This is a genomic window from Paenibacillus sp. FSL R10-2771, from assembly GCF_038000205.1.
GTDB lineage: Bacteria > Bacillota > Bacilli > Paenibacillales > Paenibacillaceae > Paenibacillus_AQ > Paenibacillus_AQ phytohabitans.
Genome location: NZ_JBBOBM010000001.1, coordinates 5,456,707 through 5,476,918, shown reverse-complemented (window position 1 = coordinate 5,476,918; position 20,212 = coordinate 5,456,707). Strand labels below are relative to the sequence as shown.

17 protein-coding genes are annotated in these 20,212 nt (G+C 53.9%); 15 read left to right on the top strand and 2 right to left on the bottom strand.

Translation table 11 applies throughout. From position 1 onward, the window contains the following. Positions 1 to 21 precede the first annotated feature (21 nt). Together NSU14_RS23305 and NSU14_RS23300 are read left to right on the top strand one after the other, a co-directional pair. Complete coding sequence (locus NSU14_RS23305) at positions 22 to 1,308, top strand: cellulase-like family protein (protein WP_076242503.1); 1,287 nt, start codon at positions 22 to 24, stop codon at positions 1,306 to 1,308. 146 nt (positions 1,309 to 1,454) lie between these two features. Next, positions 1,455 to 1,853: a DUF488 domain-containing protein gene (locus tag NSU14_RS23300; RefSeq protein ID WP_042134697.1), complete on the top strand. Its 399-nt coding sequence runs from the start codon at positions 1,455 to 1,457 to the stop codon at positions 1,851 to 1,853. 93 nt (positions 1,854 to 1,946) lie between these two features. On the opposite strand, the gene hmpA is transcribed toward NSU14_RS23300, so the two are convergent. Continuing rightward, positions 1,947 to 3,128, bottom strand: a complete 1,182-nt coding sequence (hmpA, locus tag NSU14_RS23295) for an NO-inducible flavohemoprotein (protein WP_076242833.1) — start codon at positions 3,126 to 3,128, stop codon at positions 1,947 to 1,949. A gap of 422 nt (positions 3,129 to 3,550) precedes the next feature. Between hmpA and NSU14_RS23290 the strand changes: the two genes are divergently transcribed. After that, positions 3,551 to 4,087 carry an RrF2 family transcriptional regulator gene (locus NSU14_RS23290; RefSeq protein WP_336102143.1) on the top strand — a complete coding sequence of 179 codons (537 nt, stop codon included), beginning with the start codon at positions 3,551 to 3,553 and terminating at the stop codon, positions 4,085 to 4,087. Here NSU14_RS23290 and NSU14_RS23285 read toward each other — a convergent pair. Further along, a complete protein-coding gene (locus NSU14_RS23285) occupies positions 3,996 to 4,412 on the bottom strand; it encodes a hypothetical protein (RefSeq protein ID WP_340947440.1) in 417 nt (138 codons plus the stop codon). The genes NSU14_RS23290 and NSU14_RS23285 overlap by 92 nt on opposite strands. 289 nt (positions 4,413 to 4,701) lie before the next feature. On the opposite strand from NSU14_RS23285, the gene NSU14_RS23280 reads away from it, so the two are divergent. From NSU14_RS23280 to ilvB, 12 genes are all read left to right on the top strand, one after another. Beyond that, on the top strand, positions 4,702 to 8,376 hold the full coding sequence (locus NSU14_RS23280) for a nitrate reductase subunit alpha (RefSeq protein WP_340947439.1): 3,675 nt from the start codon (positions 4,702 to 4,704) through the stop codon (positions 8,374 to 8,376). Continuing rightward, positions 8,366 to 9,937: a nitrate reductase subunit beta gene (gene narH, locus NSU14_RS23275; protein WP_340947438.1), complete on the top strand. Its 1,572-nt coding sequence runs from the start codon at positions 8,366 to 8,368 to the stop codon at positions 9,935 to 9,937. The genes NSU14_RS23280 and narH overlap by 11 nt, the downstream gene beginning before the upstream one ends. Next, complete coding sequence (gene narJ, locus NSU14_RS23270; protein ID WP_039308160.1) at positions 9,930 to 10,496, top strand: nitrate reductase molybdenum cofactor assembly chaperone; 567 nt, start codon at positions 9,930 to 9,932, stop codon at positions 10,494 to 10,496. The genes narH and narJ overlap by 8 nt, the downstream gene beginning before the upstream one ends. Further along, positions 10,493 to 11,179 (top strand): respiratory nitrate reductase subunit gamma, encoded by a 687-nt coding sequence (narI, locus tag NSU14_RS23265; protein WP_340947437.1) that lies wholly within the window; start codon positions 10,493 to 10,495, stop codon positions 11,177 to 11,179. The genes narJ and narI overlap by 4 nt, the downstream gene beginning before the upstream one ends. Before the next feature lie 50 nt (positions 11,180 to 11,229). Beyond that, positions 11,230 to 11,688, top strand: a complete 459-nt coding sequence (locus tag NSU14_RS23260) for a GAF domain-containing protein (protein WP_042134708.1) — start codon at positions 11,230 to 11,232, stop codon at positions 11,686 to 11,688. After that, positions 11,688 to 12,731, top strand: a complete 1,044-nt coding sequence (locus tag NSU14_RS23255; RefSeq protein WP_042134710.1) for a PAS domain-containing sensor histidine kinase — start codon at positions 11,688 to 11,690, stop codon at positions 12,729 to 12,731. The genes NSU14_RS23260 and NSU14_RS23255 overlap by 1 nt, the downstream gene beginning before the upstream one ends. A 28-nt stretch (positions 12,732 to 12,759) precedes the next feature. After that, the gene (locus tag NSU14_RS23250; RefSeq protein WP_039308190.1) at positions 12,760 to 13,407 is read left to right on the top strand and encodes a response regulator transcription factor; all 648 of its coding nucleotides are present in this window, start codon (positions 12,760 to 12,762) and stop codon (positions 13,405 to 13,407) included. Positions 13,408 to 13,430: 23 nt separating this feature from the next. Beyond that, positions 13,431 to 13,958 carry a hemerythrin domain-containing protein gene (locus NSU14_RS23245; RefSeq protein WP_340947436.1) on the top strand — a complete coding sequence of 176 codons (528 nt, stop codon included), beginning with the start codon at positions 13,431 to 13,433 and terminating at the stop codon, positions 13,956 to 13,958. Positions 13,959 to 14,537: 579 nt separating this feature from the next. Further along, entirely contained in the window at positions 14,538 to 16,028 is a 1,491-nt protein-coding gene (locus tag NSU14_RS23240; protein ID WP_336102140.1) for an MFS transporter, read from the top strand. Between the two features lie 94 nt (positions 16,029 to 16,122). Next, positions 16,123 to 17,373 (top strand): molybdopterin molybdotransferase MoeA, encoded by a 1,251-nt coding sequence (locus NSU14_RS23235; RefSeq protein ID WP_340947435.1) that lies wholly within the window; start codon positions 16,123 to 16,125, stop codon positions 17,371 to 17,373. Between the two features lie 24 nt (positions 17,374 to 17,397). Further along, complete coding sequence (gene moaA / locus NSU14_RS23230) at positions 17,398 to 18,414, top strand: GTP 3',8-cyclase MoaA (RefSeq protein ID WP_340947434.1); 1,017 nt, start codon at positions 17,398 to 17,400, stop codon at positions 18,412 to 18,414. A gap of 84 nt (positions 18,415 to 18,498) precedes the next feature. After that, positions 18,499 to 20,175 carry a biosynthetic-type acetolactate synthase large subunit gene (gene ilvB, locus NSU14_RS23225; RefSeq protein ID WP_076242512.1) on the top strand — a complete coding sequence of 559 codons (1,677 nt, stop codon included), beginning with the start codon at positions 18,499 to 18,501 and terminating at the stop codon, positions 20,173 to 20,175. Positions 20,176 to 20,212: the final 37 nt, after the last annotated feature.

Genomic DNA, 20,212 nt, shown 5'->3' with positions numbered 1-20,212 from the left:
CCCAAATTAGGAGTGATAATAATGAATTCAGTCATTCAAAAGTTACCGCGCAAACTGACCATCACCATGTGGGATTTCTCCTGGTACACGATGACCCTGCCCGGCGAGCCTTATCACGATTTGGCCGCACGCTTCCAGGAAGCGGTGGATAGAGGCTACAATACGGTCCGGATCTGTGCGATGCCGTTCTTATTGTTCACGGCGGAAGGTAAACGGCCGGGACCGCTGCATTTCGGCAGCCTAGGAGAAGTAGGGCAGCGGACACGCTGGTATAATTGCCGGGGCGGTGCCGAGCTGGACGGGCATGCCCACCTGCTGGAGCTGTTCAGGCAGGCCAAGGCACATGGCGTCTACATCATGCTGTCTTCCTGGGAATATCAGCAGAGTCCGAGCTTCCTGGCGTATCCCGCGCTGCGCGACGAACTGGCCGCTATCGCTCCTAAGGAACGATTTATGGCAATCGCCAGCTCCATGGATCAGCTCATCCGGTTGGTTAAAGAAGAAGGCTTCGCCAGTCAAATCGTCTATGCAGAGCTGCATAACGAGGTGGAATTCGGACAGCTTACCGCTGTCGGCGTGGAGCAGGGAATCGGAGAAACGGATACGCCTAAGCTGGTAGAAGCGATGCAGCCTTACATAGAAGAAGCGGTGGATTATCTCCGGGCACAGCATCCCGACATCCTGATAACGGCCAGCTATACGCTGAATGAAGCCTATCCGAAGGCTTATGTGGCCCGCAATATGCAGGTCGCCCATTATCATCTCTATATTAAAGGCGTATTAAATGAACTCATGGATGCAGCCGGATTAAATGATGAACAAATGTCATTTCCGAACGCCTTTGTCCGGTCTTTATTAAGAGAGGATGCACCTCCCTTTGAGAAGTGGACACTGCCGGCAGGGCAGGAATGGCGGATGGAGGGCAATCCGGTCGGGATGAAGCTCATCTACCTGCATGATTGGGCCGATCCGGACCGGTGGGACCTCTATTTATATGACCGTTACGGTGCCCATAAGCTGGCTATGCTGCAAAAAGCGGATATGCGCCTGGAAGAAGCCCATGAGTGGGCCTCGCATTCCGGCATACCAGTCGTTATAGGTGAAGGTTATGTCGGTTATACCCCGCTGCATGCAGGTTTCGAGGAAGGACCGGTCGGCAAATTCATTGCCGAGTATTCGCTGCGCAAAGGTATGGCGCTGGGCTTCTGGGGAATGACGTTATGCTCCAACTGTGCACCGCATCATCCATTCTGGAACGACATCGCCTGGCAGCAGAAGTGGAACCGTTTCATTCTTGAGGCGGAATAGCTGCTGCATATGGGCAGCCCTGCCTTGCTTGCTACGGTATTGCAATCTTACGGACAGCCTGTCACTGGCAGGGCAATTTGCCCCATGGTATATTGAGTGTACTAAACAACGGTTCGTTCCAGTATGGGTAACAGGAGGGAGACTAGATGTTGGAGCATTCCTGCCGGAGGTCAGCTGACCTTCCTTACTCTATATATCTTAAGCGCGTTTATGAGCCGGCTGCTCCGGGGGACGGGTACCGGATACTGGTGGACAGGCTATGGCCGCGGGGAATTACGAAGCAGCAGGCTGCCATAGACGAGTGGATGAAGGAGCTTGCTCCAAGCCCCGGGCTGCGCCAATGGTTCGGCCATATACCAGAGCGGTTTGCGGCATTCAGTAACAGCTATATCCGGGAGCTGGAGGAAGATCCGGCGCGGGGAAGACTTGCTGCGGAGATCGCAGAATTGGCGCTGGCGCAGGACGTTACACTGATATATGCCGCGAAGGACCCTATACACAATCATGCGCAGGTACTATATAAATGGCTGCTTTCCCGTCAATAAGCACACGGACCGCCCCGAATCGTAATGATTTGGAAGGCGGTCCGTGTGCTTTTTGGTATACCGGGTTCATGGGCTGCGTACTTAGCCCGCAATCTATCTGCTGCTCAATTGAAGTGCCGGTCCGAAGAACTCGTAATGAATCTGTGATTCTTCCATTCCGAGCTTGAGTAATTCTCCGATCATCGCTTCCATAAAAGGTACAGGTCCGCAAACATACGCATCGCCGGTAATGTCCACATAACTCTTCAGAATCTCACCTGTAATGACGCCGTCCGGACCGCCGGAGTAGAAGAATCTGGTCTTGACGCTGCTCATGGCAGCCGCATGTCTGTCGATATCCCGGCGGAAGGCGGCAAGCGCCTCGTTCCGCGCGGAATGGAGGAATACCGCCGGCCGGTCCGGTGTTACTGCGGCAACAGCCTCGAACATGCTCATCATGGGGGTAATACCTACGCCGCCGGAGATGAACGCTACAGGTGTGGTTTTGGTAACATCGAGCAGAAATTCGCCTGCCGGAGCGCTGACTTCAACAATGTCTCCTTCGTTCACCTGGTTATGAAGATAGACGGATACCACACCATTCGGATCATTCGTCTCTTCACGTTTCACGGAAATACGGAATTCATCTGCCCGGGGAGCCTGCGACAGGCTGTATTGGCGGATCATGGTGTATTGCTCTCCGGGAATCAGCACACGGATAGAGATGTACTGGCCCGGCTTGTAATCCGGTACGCCTAAGCCGTCCGCCGGCTTCAGATAGAACGATGTAATACTGCCGCTTTCCTGAACTTTACGCACAACGGTAAAAGGCTTGAAGAAATTCCAGCCATTGTCCTGTTCGCGCGCTTCCTTATACATGCTGTCTTCGACGCCGATAAAAGCGCCTGCAATAACTCCGTATGCTTCTTCCCAGGCTGTAAGAATCTCATCCGTTGCTGCCTCGCCCAGCACTTCCTTGATCGCCTTCAGCAGAAATTCCCCGACAATCGGATAATGCTCCGGCTTGATGCCGAGGCTGACATGCTTGTGTGCAATCTGCACTACCGCGGGCAGAATATTCTCAAGATTATCTATGTGGACTGCCGCTGCGTAGACCGCATTGGCCAGTGCCGCCTGCTGGCGGCCTTGCGCCTGGTTGGCATGGTTAAATACATTCAGCAGCTCCGGGTGGGCTTCGAACAGATTCCGGTAAAACACCGTTGTAATAGTGGTGCCGTGTTCCGCCAGGACTGGCGCTGTGGATTTGACAATGTCACGGGTTTGTTGTGATAAAATAACGGTCATCCCCTCTCCATATAGTACAAAATTAATATATACGCTTTTTAAGATAAAAGATATATTTAAAATACCACTTTAACAAAATAGACAAAAAATATGATATCATCTGTAAATAATATCACTTACATAAGGCGGAATCCGCATTCTCTTTCTTCGCTTATGGATAAACAGCACTTAAATAATCACAATTCTTCCAAAGAGGCCAAACCGGCGTTATATAGATGCTGTTTTTCCACTTGCTTGTTTTGTTGCCGAGGGGACTTGCTAAACTTCCTTCTTGCTTGGACGTTGTATCTGTCCGTGTGACATCGAATTTCCTTGTAAAAGGCCGGCAAAGCCTGTTCTGCTTGATGGAAGCCGCTGTTCGCGGCAGCAATCCGTTGACTGCATTGCATTTGTAAACAGAATGGAGAGAAGAGATGAGGCTGACGTTATATACCGACTACTCCTTGCGAATCCTCATGTATCTCGGAGCGAAGCAGCGGGAAGAGCTGACAACTATACAGGATATCTCCAGCGCATATGGCATCTCCAAGAATCATCTGATGAAGGTCTCGCATGAACTCGGCAAGGCGGGCTATATTGAAACGGTCAGAGGGCGCGGGGGAGGGATCAGGCTTGCGCTTGCGCCGGAGAAGATCAATATCGGGGAGGTCGTGCGCCGGATGGAGGATGATTTCTATCTAGTCGAATGCTTCCATCCTTCAGGCGGCAGTTGTCCGATCTCCCCGGTGTGCGGACTCAAAGGCGTGCTGGGCAGAGCCCTGCAAGCTTATCTGCAGGTACTGGGCGAGTATACGCTTGAGGACCTGTTGATGAATAGAGATGATCTGCGTGCCATTCTGCAGGAGAGCAGCAGCCGTGCTACTCCGCGAACAGAAGACGTTCCTCATCCCGGCTATGAACCGCGTTCACTACCAGCAGTGCGTGGAACTGGTGAACAACCTCAGGAGTGAGCCCTTCTTCTGCCAGCATTGCTTTGACATCCTGAACTATAATCCGCAGTAAGTCATGATCACGTGCAAGCCGGAGAACTGCGTCTTGCAGGCCGGGATTCTTCCCGGCCATCTCCTGATAGAATCCGTCTTCCTCCGCATCGGCGTGGCTGATGATCCGCGTCTCCCAGTACTCGATTAAATGCTCGGCGGCCTGGTGCGCCACTTCGAATTCCTTCGCTTCCAGCAGTTCCTCCATTTCTTCCGTCTTGGCTATAGCGCCGGTGAGCCCGCCCTGATGAATAGCATGGTGAGCGTGCAATTGGCGCAGTGAGGGTCCTGGCATGTTGCTTCATCCTCCCGTTTTTGTGTCAGTATAACACAGAGATTTGTAGTGTAATTCCCGCTAAGGCATTCCCCGGACAAGAAAGAGGGAAGTCCCTAACAGGCCCCTTGACGGGTACAATAAACGGCCAGAACAAAGCTTTTCTCCTCAGCGGGAAAGGCTTATTTGCATTGGATTCAGATCAAGGGAATTCCCGAGGTTCAATAGGTGTTTCCCTAATGGGAAGCCGGGCCGGGGAGATCCATAATGGATTTAACTGAATAGATTTTGAAGGGAGTGTTCCTGAGCGATGAAGAAGAAATTCGGCCTTAACTTTTTTAAACCGGTGGAGAGCTATTCCGGGAACTGGTCCATTCTTGAAGAGAAAAACAGGGATTGGGAGAATATGTACCGCCAGCGCTGGTCTCACGATAAAGTAGTGCGCACCACTCACGGAGTCAACTGTACAGGCTCCTGCAGCTGGAAGGTGTTCGTGAAGAACGGAATCATCACCTGGGAGAACCAGCAGATTGACTATCCTTCCTGCGGGCAGGACATGCCGGAATTTGAGCCGCGCGGCTGTCCCCGCGGAGCTACCTTCTCCTGGTACGAATACAGCCCGCTGCGCGTGAAATATCCGTATATCAGAGGGAAGCTGTGGCGGCTGTGGCAGACGGCGCTGCAGGAGCATGACAATTATGTCGACGCCTGGGCCAGCATTGTTGAAGACCCTGAGAAGGCAAGCCAGTACAAGAAAGCGCGCGGGAAAGGCGGCCATATCCGTGTGGCCTGGGACGACGCGCTGCGGCTTATCTCCGCACAGCTGATCTATACAATCCGTAAATACGGCCCCGACCGGATCGCCGGCTTCACCCCGATTCCGGCTATGTCGATGGTCAGCTACGCCTCGGGGGCGCGGTTCATCTCCCTCCTCGGCGGTCAAATGCTGAGCTTCTATGACTGGTATGCCGATCTTCCTCCGGCTTCGCCGCAGATCTGGGGGGAGCAGACGGATGTGCCGGAATCTTCGGACTGGTACAACGCCGGGTACCTGATGATGTGGGGCTCTAATGTACCGCTAACCCGCACGCCGGATGCCCACTTTATGACGGAAGTACGCTATAAGGGAACCAAAGTCGTGTCGGTCGCGCCGGATCTCGCCGAGAACGTCAAATTCGCCGACAACTGGCTGGCTCCGAATCCAGGCTCGGACGCGGCGCTTGCCCAGGCCATGACGCATGTCATCCTGCAGGAGTTCTACCAGGAACGTCAGGAGCCGATGTTCCTGAATTATGCGAAGCAATATACAGATATGCCGTTCCTGATTCTGCTTGACCCTCATGAGGATGCCCTGAAGGGCGGACGTTTCCTGCGGGCGAGTGATCTAGGAGATACCTCCCCGCACTCGGAGTGGAAGCCGGTCATCTTCGACGAAGCAGCGGGTGAGATGATGGTTCCGAACGGTACGATGGGGCAGCGCTGGGAAGAGGGCAAGAAGTGGAACCTGATTCTCGAGCGGGAGGACGGCCGTAAAGTGCAGCCCGCGCTGACCATCGAAGGGCACGGGGAAGAGTGGACGGAAATCGTGTTCCCGTTCTTCGATAATGCGGGCAACGGCACGTTCAGACGGATCATTCCGGCCCGGACCATACGGCTCGCCGACGGCACAGAACGTTACGCCGCCACAGTCTACGATCTGATGATGAGCCAGTATGGCGTGGCGCGCAGAGAGAGTCCGCTGAATGCCAAGGGGTATGAGGACGCCGGATCTCATTATACTCCGGCCTGGCAAGAGAAGATTACGACGGTGAAGGCGAGTGTCGTCGTGCAGATTGCCCGCGAATTCGCCCAGAATTCGCTGGATACGGGCGGGCGCTCCATGATCATCATGGGCGCAGGGATCAACCACTGGTTCAACAGTGATACCATCTACCGTTCCATTCTGAATCTGGTGGTTTTGACCGCTTCCCAGGGTGTTAACGGCGGCGGCTGGGCGCATTATGTCGGCCAGGAGAAATGCCGCCCGATTGAAGGCTGGTCAACGGTTGCCTTTGCCAAGGACTGGCAGGGTCCGGCACGCCAGCAGAACGCGACATCCTTCTTCTACTTTGCCACAGAGCAATGGCGTTATGAGGAGAGCGGCACTGATTCGCTGAAATCACCGACGGGCGGGGATGTAGCTTACCAGCATCCGGCGGACTATAACGTGCTGGCTGCACGTCTCGGCTGGCTGCCTTCCTTCCCGCAATTTAACAAGAACAGCCTGCTGTTCGCCGAGGAGGCTGCGCAGCAGGGCAAGAAGACGAATGCAGAGATTATCAGCCACACCGTGGAAGAGATCACCTCGCGGAAAACACGGTTTGCCGTGGAAGATCCCGGCGCACCGGAGAACTTCCCACGCTCCCTGTTCATCTGGCGCTCAAACCTGATCTCCAGCTCTGCCAAAGGGCAGGAATACTTCATGAAGCATCTGCTTGGAGCCTCCGATGGTCTCCTGGCCGAGCCGAATGAAGAGCAGAAGCCGGAGGAGATTGTCTGGCGCGGGGATGTGGAGGGCAAGCTCGACCTGATGGTTGCCCTGGATTTCCGGATGACCACCACACCGCTCTATGCGGATGTCGTGCTGCCGGCCGCAACGTGGTATGAGAAGACTGACCTGTCGTCCACCGACATGCATCCGTTTGTGCATCCGTTCAATCCGGCCGTGAATCCGCTATGGGAATCCCGTTCCGACTGGGATATCTACCGCCAATTGTCAGAGGTATTCTCCGAGATGGCGAAGTCGCAGCTGCCCGGCGTCTATAAGGATGTTGTGATGTCACCGTTGGGCCATGACTCCATCAGCGAAATTTCGCAGCCGATGGGTCTGGTCAAAGACTGGGCCAAGGGCGAAGTGCCGGCCATTCCGGGTAAAACTATGCCGAACTTCACCATTGTGGAGCGGGATTACACCCAGATTCATGACAAATACACTTCACTTGGACCGAATCTGGAAACCGGCAAGGCAGGCGCGCACGGCATCAGCTTCTCTGTCGCTGAAGAATATGAGGAACTCAAGAAGATCAGCGGCGTGCATTACGATGAATCGATTAAGAACGGACTGCCGAAGCTGCTAACCGCCCGTCAGGCCGCAGATACCATTCTTCATCTGTCTTCAGCCACCAACGGCCGCGTCTCCCAGAAGGCTTATGCTGCAGCGGAGAAGGATTCAGGTGTAGAGCTGAGGGATATCTCGGCAGACCGGGCGGCCGAGAAAATTACGTTCCAGAGCATTACCGCACAGCCGCGCGAAGTGATTCCGACCCCGGTATTCAGCGGCTCGAACAAGCAGGGACGGCGTTATTCCCCGTTCACCACGAATATTGAACGTCTCGTTCCGTTCCGGACCCTGACGGGAAGACAGCATTTCTACATTGACCATGAGATCTTCCAGCAGTTCGGCGAAGCGCTGCCGGTCTACAAGCCGACGCTGCCTCCGATGGTCTTCGGCCCGCGTGACAAGGCAGTGAAGGGCGGAACCGATGCCCTGGTTCTGAGATATCTGACACCGCACGGGAAATGGAACATCCATTCAACCTATCAGGATAACCAGCACATGCTGACATTGTTCCGGGGCGGTCCAACGGTGTGGATCAATAATGAGGATGCTGCGGCCCATCAGATTGCTGATAATGACTGGCTCGAGGTCTATAACCGCAACGGTGTCGTAACGGCACGCGCGGTAGTCAGCCACCGGATGCCGAGAGGTACCATGTTCATGTACCACGCCCAGGACAAGCACATTCAGGTGCCGGGTTCTGAAATTACGGATACGCGCGGCGGAAGCCACAATGCGCCTACCCGGATTCATCTGAAGCCTACCCAGATGGTCGGCGGATATGCACAGCTCAGCTACGGCTTCAACTACTATGGTCCGATCGGCAACCAGCGTGATGTCTACGTAGCCGTCCGCAAAATGAAGGAGGTCAACTGGCTTGAAAATTAAAGCGCAAGTGGCAATGGTAATGAATCTGGATAAATGCATCGGCTGCCACACCTGCAGCGTGACCTGCAAGACGACCTGGACGAACCGCAAGGGTGCGGAATATATGTGGTTCAATAACGTGGAAACGAAGCCCGGTATCGGTTATCCGAAACGCTGGGAGGACCAGGAGCTCTACAAGGGCGGCTGGCAGCTGCGCAAAGGGAAGCTGGAGCTGAAATCCGGCAATAAGCTGTCCAAGATCGCACTCGGCAAAATCTTCTACAACCCCGACATGCCGGAGATGAAGGATTATTATGAGCCGTGGACGTACAACTACGAGCATCTGACGAATGCGGGGGAACAAAAGCATTCCCCGGTGGCGCGGGCCCATTCCGCTGTAACCGGTGAGAAGATGGATCTGGAATGGGGACCGAACTGGGAGGATGATCTGGCGGGAGCCCATGTAACCGGCCCGCTGGACCCGAATATCCAGAAGATCGAAGAAGAAATCAAATTCAACTTCGAGAAATCGTTCATGATCTATCTGCCGCGCCTCTGTGAGCACTGCCTGAATCCAAGCTGTGTCGCCTCCTGTCCTTCCGGTGCGATGTACAAGCGGGATGAGGACGGCATTGTCCTCGTGGATCAGGAAGCCTGCCGCGGCTGGAGGTACTGCATGACCGGCTGTCCGTACAAAAAAGTATATTTCAACTGGCAGACGAACAAAGCAGAGAAGTGCACCTTCTGCTTCCCGCGCGTGGAAGCGGGGCTGCCTACAGTATGCTCTGAGACCTGTACCGGCCGGATCCGCTATCTCGGGGTACTGCTGTATGACGCCGACAAGGTTCTTGAGGCGGCATCCACGCCGGACGAGAAGGATTTATACAAGGCGCAATGTGATCTGTTCTTGAACCCGCATGATCCGGAGATTATGGCGCAGGCGAGAAAAGACGGCATCTCCGAGGATTGGCTGGAAGCCGCCCAGAACTCGCCGGTCTATAAGCTGGCGATTGAGCACAAGCTGGCCTTCCCGCTTCACCCGGAATACCGCACACTGCCTATGGTGTGGTATGTACCGCCGCTTAGCCCGATTATGAATTATTTCGAAGGCAAGGATTCGCTGAAGAATCCCGATATGATCTTCCCGGCCATCGAGGAGATGCGCACGCCGATCCAGTATCTGGCGAACATGCTGACGGCCTGCGACACGGAAACGGTCAAAGAAGCCCTGCAACGGATGGCGATGATGCGCTCCTATATGCGCGCCCAGTCCACCGGCCGGGAATTTGATCTTACCCGTCTGGACCGTGTCGGCATGACCGCACAGCAGACTGAGGAAATGTACCGGCTGCTCGCAATTGCCAAATATGAAGACCGTTTCGTCATCCCGACCTCCCACAAGGAGCAGCACATGAATCCTTACCGTGCCCAAGGCTCGGCAGGTTACGGCAGCGGGATGGGAGACATGGGCTCCGGCTCCGGCTGTGACGGGTGCGGACCGGCCAGCCCTTCCGGCGACACCATGAAGACCGGCAAGGAAATGTATGAAGAGAATTTCTACGGGGGGATTTGGCGTGATTGATCTGATCAAACTGCATGATTACAAGGAATCCTTCGGTTATTTCGCCCTGCAGCTGATGTATCCGGAGAAGCTGGACTTTCATCCGGCTTTTCTGGAAGAGGCGTTTGACAGCACTCATCCGGGTTATGCCCACGTGCATGCCTATTGGAAGCAAATGCAGAGCTTCAGCCTGGATGAGATTCAGGAGAGCTATGCGGCCACCTTTGATTTTCAGAAGGACTGCGCGCTGTATATGACCTATTTCAAATTCGAGGAGGCCAAGGAACGGGGGCAGATGCTCGCCAAGCTGAAGCTTCTGTACGAAATGTTCGGCCTTGCCATGCCGGAGGGGGAGCTGCCTGATTATTTACCGCTGATGTGTGAATTTATATATGCCGCGCAGTGGCTGGAGGTCCCGGGAGCGCCGGAGAATTTCAGGATGCTGATGGCGATTCTTGAGGACGGCACCTACCATCTGCTCAAGGCGCTGGAGCGGAATGAAAGTCCCTATTACCATCTGGTTAAGGGATTGCGCGAAACCTTCAAAGCTTGTGTTGAACAGGAGGCCCTGAGTCAATGAATATGTCAGGTCAGTTTTTATGGGTCATTTTCCCCTATATGTGTCTGGTGGTCTTTATCGGCGGCCATATCTTCCGTTACCGTAAGGATCAATTCAACTGGACAGCTAAATCAAGTGAATTTATTGAAAAGAAACAGCTGAAATTCGGCAGCATTCTGTTTCATCTCGGCATTATGCCGGTTATTTTGGGCCATATCGGCGGGCTCGCTGTCCCGAAAACTTGGCTGGAGGCCGTCGGTGTGAGTGATCATCTCTACCACATCGGCGCGGTATATATCGGGGGAATCTTCGGCGCAGCTACCCTGCTCGGGATGCTGATCCTGACCTCGCGGCGCTTTACGCTGAAGAACGTCCGCCGGCTCAGCAGCGCATCGGACCTGATCGTCAACTCCCTCCTCCTGTTCATCGTGTTTATGGGGATGTACTCCACGATTGTAACGAATGCCGTACAGCCTGAGTTTGATTACCGTGATACGATTTCTGTCTGGTTCCGCGGTTTATTCATGTTCCGGCCGGACCCGTCGCTGATGGGTGAGGTGCCGTTTTCCTTCAAGCTTCACATTCTGTCAGGGTTTGCGATCTTTGCCTTTTGGCCGTTCACCCGGCTCGTCCATGTATGGAGTGTTCCGTTGAATTATGTAGGCAGAAGTTATATCCTATACAGAAGAAATAAATCGAATTAACGGAAAGAGCCGGGTGAATTTCTTTCCCTGTTCAAATGAGGAGAGAAACGATGAACAATAAGGTGGATTACCAAATCGAGCTTGACCGGATGCGCATAGCTTTGGGATATGACTTCATGTCGCTGGCTTTTGCTGAACCGGCGGAATATGACTATGTCATCCGGTGGAAATACGCCTCAGGGAACACAACGGACCGTTACAAACGGATTGTCCTTCAATCCGGCAGAGGGATTGCCGGCATCGTGTTCAAGACCGGCAAGCCTTTCTTAATCCCGTCTGTGCAGACAGATGTGCAGCCGGACACCTTGTTTAACTATCCCATTACCAAGATGGAGAATCTGAGCAGCATAGGGGCTGTGCCGGTGTGGAATGATGCCCGTGTTGCAGGCGTGCTTCTTGGCGGTTTCAGGGGCGAACGGCAGGTAAGCCCTGACATGCTGGGGGACCTGGACAGGGCAGCGCGTAAGGGGATTGGAGACTTGAACGGAAAGGAATTGTTGCTCAGTTGATGACACCCGGAACGGATCTGCAGAGTCTGCTCATGACAAAGCTGTTTGAGAACAGCTCGGAGGCGATGTTCTTTTTTGACCGGCAAGGGAAAGCCCTGGCCATGAATCCGGCTGCCGAGAACATCGTGGACAAGGATATTCTGAAGCAGCTGTATCAGGGGAATCCTGAGGCGCTTTGCGGGACCTGCCGGGGATACACGAGTGAGACGGAGCTCCGTACCTGCCTCAATTGTTATTTTCATACACCGGACTCCGAGGAGTTCACCTCATACCAGGTATATCTGGAGACGAAGGATAAGGGGATTGTCCCTTATGCCGCCACCTTTCACACCATAGATGACGAGAAGGGTATCAGAGTATTTATGCTTAGGGATCTGACCAGACAGTTCAAGACGCAAGAGAAGTTCTACCAGAACAAAATGATGAAGCATATCATTGAGGCGCAGGAGAATGAACGCAAGCGGATCTCCCGGGAACTGCATGACAGCGTAGCCCAGGAGCTGATGAGTGCCGTGATTGATCTGCGTGTGCTGAAATATATGACAGCGGATGAGCAGCTGCTGAAGAAGATGAAGCAGACCGAGGTCTCCATGACCCGGCTTCTGAATGATATCCGCAACCTTTCGGTAGAGCTTAGGCCGGCGGCCCTGGATGATTTCGGTCTGGAGGCCGCATTCCGGTCACACTTCAAGCGGGTGGAGCAAACCTATGGCCTGGTGATTGATTATGAGTCCCGGCTCTCCGAGAAACGGTATGGGAGTGAGATCGAAACCGTCATGTACCGTGTGTGCCAGGAGGCGGTGCTGAACGCCCTGAAGTATGCGCAGGTTGACAGTGTTAAAGTTTCCCTTACCGAAAAGGACGGCGTACTGCTGCTTCGGGTAGAGGATAAGGGAACCGGCTTTAATCAGGGTGACGAGCCGGATGGAACCGGACTTGGCCTGTTTGGCATGCAGGAGCGGGCGGAGCTGGTGGGCGGCACCTTCAGCGTAGATTCAGAGATAGGCAGGGGTACGGTGATTATTTTACAGGTGCCTGTATGATTTGCGCGAGGAAAGGAATGAGCTTCTGATGAAGATCGTCATTGCAGACGACCATGCGATCGTACGCAGCGGATTCTCCATGATTCTCAATTTTCAGAATGACATTGAAGTGATCGGGGCGGCGGCAGACGGCAGGGAAGCTTACACTATGGTCGCCAAATTCCGGCCGGACATTCTGATTATGGATTTAAGCATGCCCCCGGGAGAGAGCGGGCTGACCGCTACCGGCAAGATTAAAGAGGATTACCCCGATACCAAAATCCTGATTCTGACGATGCATGATGATGATGAATACCTCTTCCATGTGCTGAAGAACGGGGCCTCCGGTTATGTGCTCAAGAGTGCGCCGGACGAGGAGCTGCTGCTGGCCATCCGGACCATTTATGAAGGCGGCACCTATATTCATCCCAAGATGGCAACCTCGCTGGTCCGTGAGTTCATTAAGCAGGATAAAACGGCAGGCACAGAGGATCTGTTCGAGCTGTTATCCAAGCGGGAGCTGGAGATCCTGCCGCTCATCGCCAAGGGATACGGGAACAAGGAAATCGCCGAGAAGCTGTTCATTTCAGTGAAAACAGTGGAAGCCCACAAGGCGAAAATTATGGAGAAATTAAACCTTAAGAGCCGGCCGGAGCTGGTCGAGTATGCTTTGAGGAAAAAAATGCTGGATTTCTGACCGGCGAATGGAGGTAAGCCTTGATGCCGGAACATGCAGGGCTCAAGTTTACGGTGCCCGCCATGCGCATTCTTGAGAATGAACACCGCTATTTATCCTTTCTGATGGAAGAATGGCATGAGATCGTACTTTGGTTTGAGGGGGAGCAGCCCGCTCCGGAAGAAGCCAGAGCTCAGCTTCATAAGCTGCGTAAGGCGGTTCTGGAGTTTACGGGCCCGCTGAAGAAGCATACCGTGAAGGAAGAAACGCATTTTTTTCCGCTGCTGGGCCGTTACATCGGTTATGAACAAGGGCCGCTGGCCGGCATTCAGGAGGAGCACCGCGAGATTGACGGGTATATAGGACATTTCCTGCATCACACAGAGGGCAATGCCGATCTGATGACGCTTGAGGATATCCGTGCTGCGGTGAAGGATGCAGGGGAAGCCTTTGAGGTGCTGACGGTACACTTTGTCAAAGAAGAGGCGGTTATCTTTCCGATGGCTGAGCATCAGCTTAGCGCGAAGGACAAAGAGCGGTTAAGCCAACAGCTGAATACGCTTATTACGTGAGAATGCATGAACAGGCTGCTCCTATGTGGGGCGGCTTTTTTTGTGCACAGCAAATTAGACAACAAGAAATCTGGATAAATCGGGGGAGGCAGATTAAGTCACTTGCAACAGCATGGGTTAGGTTTAAATGCAGCTTCTTCCGAAAATAATTGGATTTTCTCCACTTGTTAGTGAACAAAGCCTACCCTGTCAAACAGCAGTTGGAAAAACGGCACTTAATATGCTGCAAACAGTCAGATTAGAGGAAATAAATAAAATTAAGTGACGTTTATCCAACTAATTCCTTTACATGATCCGGAATAATAAAATTAAGATACGTTTTTCCAACTAATGTAACAGAGGCCGAAGCCCGAAGTAGGCGATAAGAGAAATTGTGAAATGTTTCGTTTGTGGCAGGAGTTGCAGGAGTGAATAAGGTCTGGAGCAATGCCCCGCTGTGGGGGGTTATTTTTTTTAGGGTTTCCCCTGTCAGGGAAAGGGGACTCCCCTATATCTGAGCCGGGGGACCGGCGGATACAATGAGTACAGGAAGTATTCATACGAATAATCAAGAGAATAAACGGCGAAAAGGTGAGTCGAATGATTAAAAAAGTGCAATTGCCGCTACAAACCTTAAACTTGATTACCGGATTCATGGTGTGGGTGATCATCTCTTCCCTGATGCCCTTTATTTCCGAGGACATCAGCATCCCTCCGGGAAGACTTGCGATGGTCACAGCGATTCCGGTGGTGCTTGGCTCGATTCTAAGAATTCCTTTGGGCTATTATGCGAACATTCTGGGAGCACGCATTATTTTTATGTCCAGCTTTATCCTGCTGTTGTTTCCGGTCTACTTCATCAGTGAAGCGTCCACGGTTACTCACTTGATTATCGGAGGCCTGTTCCTTGGAATCGGCGGGGCCGTATTCTCGGTGGGGGTGACCTCTCTGCCGAAATATTTCCCCAAAGATAAGCATGGTCTGATCAACGGAATCTACGGGATCGGGAATATCGGCACGGCGGTCACAACCTTCTCGGCTCCGATGGTGGCAGCACAGATAGGCTGGGCCCCTGCGGTGAAAATGTATCTGATTCTGCTGCTGGTGTTCATCGCCTTGAATTTCTTCTTCGGGGACCGTCATGAGCCTAAGCTCAAAACACCGATTATCGAGCAGATCAAAGGCGTATCCAAAAATGAGAAGCTCTGGCTGTTCTCCTTGTTCTATTTCATTACCTTTGGCTCCTTTGTGGCCTTCACGATTTATCTGCCTAACTTTCTGGTATCGAATTTCGGTCTGGACAAGGTGGATGCCGGGATGCGCACAGCCGGCTTCATCGCCGTTGCGACCTTCTTCCGTCCGGTAGGCGGCTGGCTTGCCGACAAGTTCCAGCCGTTGTTCCTGCTTACCGGCACATTCAGTATCTATACAATTGCAGCTATTATCCTGGCCTTTATGCCAGATATGGGATTATATACAGCCGGATGCCTTGCGATTGCGTTCAGTGCAGGAATCGGTAACGGAGTCATTTTCAAATTAGTTCCGCTGTACTTCAATAAGCAGGCGGGTGTCGCGAACGGAATTGTATCGATGATGGGCGGCCTGGGCGGCTTTTTCCCTCCGATCATGCTGTCGGTGATTTATTCGGCGACCGGGCAATATTCCATCGGGTTCATGCTGCTCTCCCAGGTGGCGCTGGCCAGTCTGGTGCTGGTCGTGTGGCTCTATTTCCAGGACCGGCTTGCGCTTACCTCTGAAGTGTTCAATTCTACCGGACAGGGGATTCTGGTTACCGATGTTTCCGGTTTGATTAAGACCGTCAATCCGGCCTTCACGAAGCTCACCGGCTATACGGAAGACGAGGTTCTCGGCAGACAGCCCAGCATTCTCAAGTCAGGCCGCCAATCCAAAGAATTTTACCGCGTTATGTGGGGGGAGGTCAGGGACAAGGGAATGTGGCAGGGGGAGATCTGGAACAGGCGCAAGAACGGGGAAGAGTATCTGCAGTGGCTGAACATCAGCGCTGTGAAGGATGACACCGGCGAGGATGTCCGGTATGTAGGCACATTCAGCGATATTACGCAGAAATAACCGGAGGAAGTGGCGTTGAACCGCTGCAGCCAATCCCTTTCCATACAGGACGGCATAGCCGGTTCTACTGGGTCCGGCATCAAGTTAGGAGCAGATGAAGGTGGAAAAGACCAGAAATCCGGTTACCGTGGCGGAGGCTGTATTCCGGGTAACCGAAAGAGTGTGCTGCACAGGTACAGAAAGAGTGCCGCTTGCCGCAAGCTATGGACGCATCCTGGCGGAGCCGCTGACGGCAACCCATGATGTTCCGCATTTTACGCGGTCACCCTATGACGGGTATGCAATTGCTTCGGCAGATTCAGTTGGTGCTTCCGGCAACAGCCGGATCAGCTTCACGGTTGTAGATCATATCGGCGCAGGGGAGATATCTCAGGTTACGCTTGGGGCATTCGAAGCCGTCCGTCTGATGACGGGAGCCGCGCTGCCGGCGGGTGCAGATGCGGTAGTCATGTTCGAACAGGCCTCGGAAGCGGGCCGGACGTTTACCATCCGCAAAGCCTTTGCCCCGCAGGAGAATCTGTCCCTGCAGGGTGAAGATATGCGGTCAGGCGAAAGGATCGTTCCGGCAGGCAGCTTCATTCATCCCGGAACTGTGGCGCTGCTGGCTACCTTCGGGTACGGAGAGGTGCGGGTCGGCAAGCGGCCGGTTGTAGGCATATTGTCAACGGGAACCGAGCTGCTGGAGGTGACGGCTCCGCTCGTACCCGGTAGAATCCGCAACAGCAACGGGCCGATGATCGCTGCCCAGCTCGCCCGGATGGGTATCCCTTACCGGATGTACGATACGGCAGCGGACCAGCTGGAAGAATGCCTGCTGACGGTCCGGCAGGCGATGACAGAAACAGACTGCCTGATCACCACAGGCGGTGTATCCGTCGGCGACTATGACTACTTGCCGGAAATATACAAGCGCCTCGGGGCCGATGTGCTGTTCAACAAGGTGGCGATGCGTCCGGGCAGCGTGACTACAGTCGCAGTTGCCGGGGAGAAGTGCCTGTTCGGATTGTCCGGCAATCCGTCTGCGTGCTTCACAGGCTTCGAGCTGTTTGTCAGACCCGCCCTGCTAACGATGATGGGGGCAGATAAAGTCTATCTGCCGCGTACGACAGCAATACTGGCAGAGGATTTCCCGAAGGCCAATCCGTTCACCCGGTTTATCCGGGCTGTTCATGACCGGACCTCGGTGCGTCCTGCCGGCTTCAATAAATCAAATGCGGTATCCTCCATCGCACGCGGGAATTCGCTGATTGTGCTGCCGGGCGGAACAAGAGGTTATGCTGCAGGCGATCCTGTGGATGTACTGCTCCTCGGCGTTGAAGAAGGTACGGACGAATGGGTGCTGTAAGCTTACCGGAAGGGGGATAGACATATGACTGCTCATCCATTGCAGGACCAGCTGCGGCGGCCGATCCATGATTTGCGGATCTCGGTAACGGACCAGTGTAATTTCCGCTGTTCCTACTGCATGCCGAAGGAAGTGTTCGGAGAGGATTATGCCTTCCTCCCGGCAAGCGGGCTGCTTACCTTTGCTGAAATTCTCCGGCTGACGAAGCTCTTCGTCTCCCTTGGCGTAAGCAAAATCAGACTTACCGGAGGCGAGCCGCTCATGCGGCGGAGCCTGCCCGAGCTTGTTGCCGGAATCCGCGCTATAAGTGGTGTCGAAGATATGGGGCTGACGACGAACGGGGTACTGCTGGGCGGGCAGGCAATGCCGCTCTATGCTGCGGGACTCCGCAGGCTGAATGTCAGTCTGGATGCTCTGGAGCCTGAGCTGTTCGGCAGAATGAACGGGCGGGGTTACAAGCCTGGAGTGATTTTAAGGCATATTGATTATGCCATAGCAGCCGGCTTTGAGGTCAAAGTAAACATGGTGGTACAAAGAGGGGTGAACGAATCGGAGATTGTGCCGATGGCGGCCTACTTCAAGGATAGAAATATAACGCTTCGCTTCATCGAATTCATGGATGCCGGCAACGACAACGGCTGGAGCTATGAGAAGGTCGTTACCAAAAAAGAAATTCTGGAGCGCCTCCAGGGTACATTTGTGCTGGAAGCCCTGGAGCACGATTATTTCGGCGAGGTGGCGCAGCGTTATGGCTACAAAGGCAGTCAGGCGCAGATCGGCTTTATCACTTCCGTATCCGAATCCTTCTGCTCCTCCTGCACGCGGGCCCGGCTGTCTTCCGACGGCAAGCTGTATACCTGCCTGTTCGCATCGGAGGGCTTTGATCTCAGGGCAATGCTCCGCAGCGGTGCGGATGATCAACATCTGCTGGCTGCCATTAGAGACGTCTGGGAGAAGCGCGCTGACCGCTATTCCGATGAGCGGACAGAACAGACCGCGGGGAACAGAACCAAGATCGGCATGTCCTATATTGGAGGTTAAGCACAGAACGCATTATTCAGCGGTTGAGCGGGCAGGAATGCAGCCTGTAACTACATTATATATGACGGGAGACGAACTGAACTTATGAACGGAGCACAGCTGCTGATTGAGATGCTGATCGAGAAAAAGATTGAGACCCTGTTCGGCTACCCCGGCGGTGCCGTATTGCCTTTATACGACGCGCTGTATGATTGTGACCGGATTCAGCATGTGCTGGTCAGACATGAACAGGCTGCGGTCCATGCTGCGGACGGATACGCAAGAGCGACGGGACGCCCGGGGGTAGCCCTTGTTACCAGCGGTCCTGGAGCAACCAATGCCGTCACCGGAATTGCTACCGCCTTCATGGATTCGGTTCCGTTAATTGTCCTTACCGGCCAGGTATCCACCGAGCTTATTGGTCTGGACAGCTTTCAGGAAGTGGATATTTACGGAATGACGATGCCGGTTACGAAACACAATTATATCGTTAGGGAGATCAAGGAGCTTCCAAGAATTATACATGAGGCGTTCCATGTGGCGACAACAGGACGGCCCGGTCCGGTTCTGATCGATCTGCCGAAAAATGTCATGAATGCGGAATTCACTGCAGCAGGTGACTTCTCCGTTCAGTCCTCCCCGCCGGTTATCCGGGGGTACCAGACCGATTATTTCATAGATCCTGCGGATATTCAGCTGGCGGCAGAGCGGCTGAACCGTGCGCAGCGGCCGCTTGTGCTTATTGGCGGAGGCTGTATTCAAGGGGAGACCCCGGCACTCCTGAAGGAATTCGCCGAGCAGCTGGGACTTCCTGTAGCCAGCACGCTGATGGGCCTCGGAGCTTTCCCGTCCGGACACTCCCTGCATCTGGGCATGGTCGGGATGCATGGAACAGTGGCTGCCAACCGTGCACTCCAGGGTGCTGACGTTGTGCTGTGTCTCGGTGTGCGGTTCAGTGACCGGGTAACGGGCAACCGTAAGGCGTTCTCGCCGGGTTCCTATAAAATTCAAGTAGATCTGGATACCTCCGAGCTGAACAAGAACATTCCCATAGATCTTGCGGTCACCGGTTCTTGTGCAGATTTCCTTAGCGGATTACGGGGACAAGTACAGGCAGCGGAGCATTCCGCCTGGGATCAGCAGATCATGGCCTGGCTGAAGCGTCCGGTGAAATCAGGCAAGGGCCAGGATGCCAAGATGACTCCCCAGGAGGTTATCAGATGCATTCAAAAGGCTACAGCGGGCGATGCGATTATAGCCACAGATGTCGGCCAGCATCAGATATGGACGGCTACGCATTACGAGTTCTCGGAAGCACGGTCGTTCCTGACCTCCGGCGGACTGGGCACCATGGGGTACGGCTTGCCTGCTGCAATCGGCGCCGCTGTTGCTTTTCCTGACCGCCATGTGGTTTGTATTACAGGCGACGGAAGCTTTCAGATGAATATGCAGGAGATTATGACGGCTGTTGATCATGGGCTGAACGTCAAGGTTGCGATCTTTAAGAACGGGTATCTGGGGATGGTAAGACAGTGGCAGCAGCTGTTTCTGGGCCGGCGGTATTCCTCGGTGCGGATCAGCTCGCCGGATTTTGTCGCTTTGGCGGAGTCCTTCGGCGCCCACGGGTTCCGGGCACACACGCTTGCTGAAGCGGAGCAGATTATTGAACTTGCGCTGCATACGGAGGGGCTTGTTGTTATGGAGTTCGATATTACCGAGGAGAGCAATGTATACCCCATTGTGCCGCCGGGATCGAGCAATCAGGATATGATTGTGGAATAGCATTACGCAGCAATAAGGAAGCTCCTCTACCGTGATT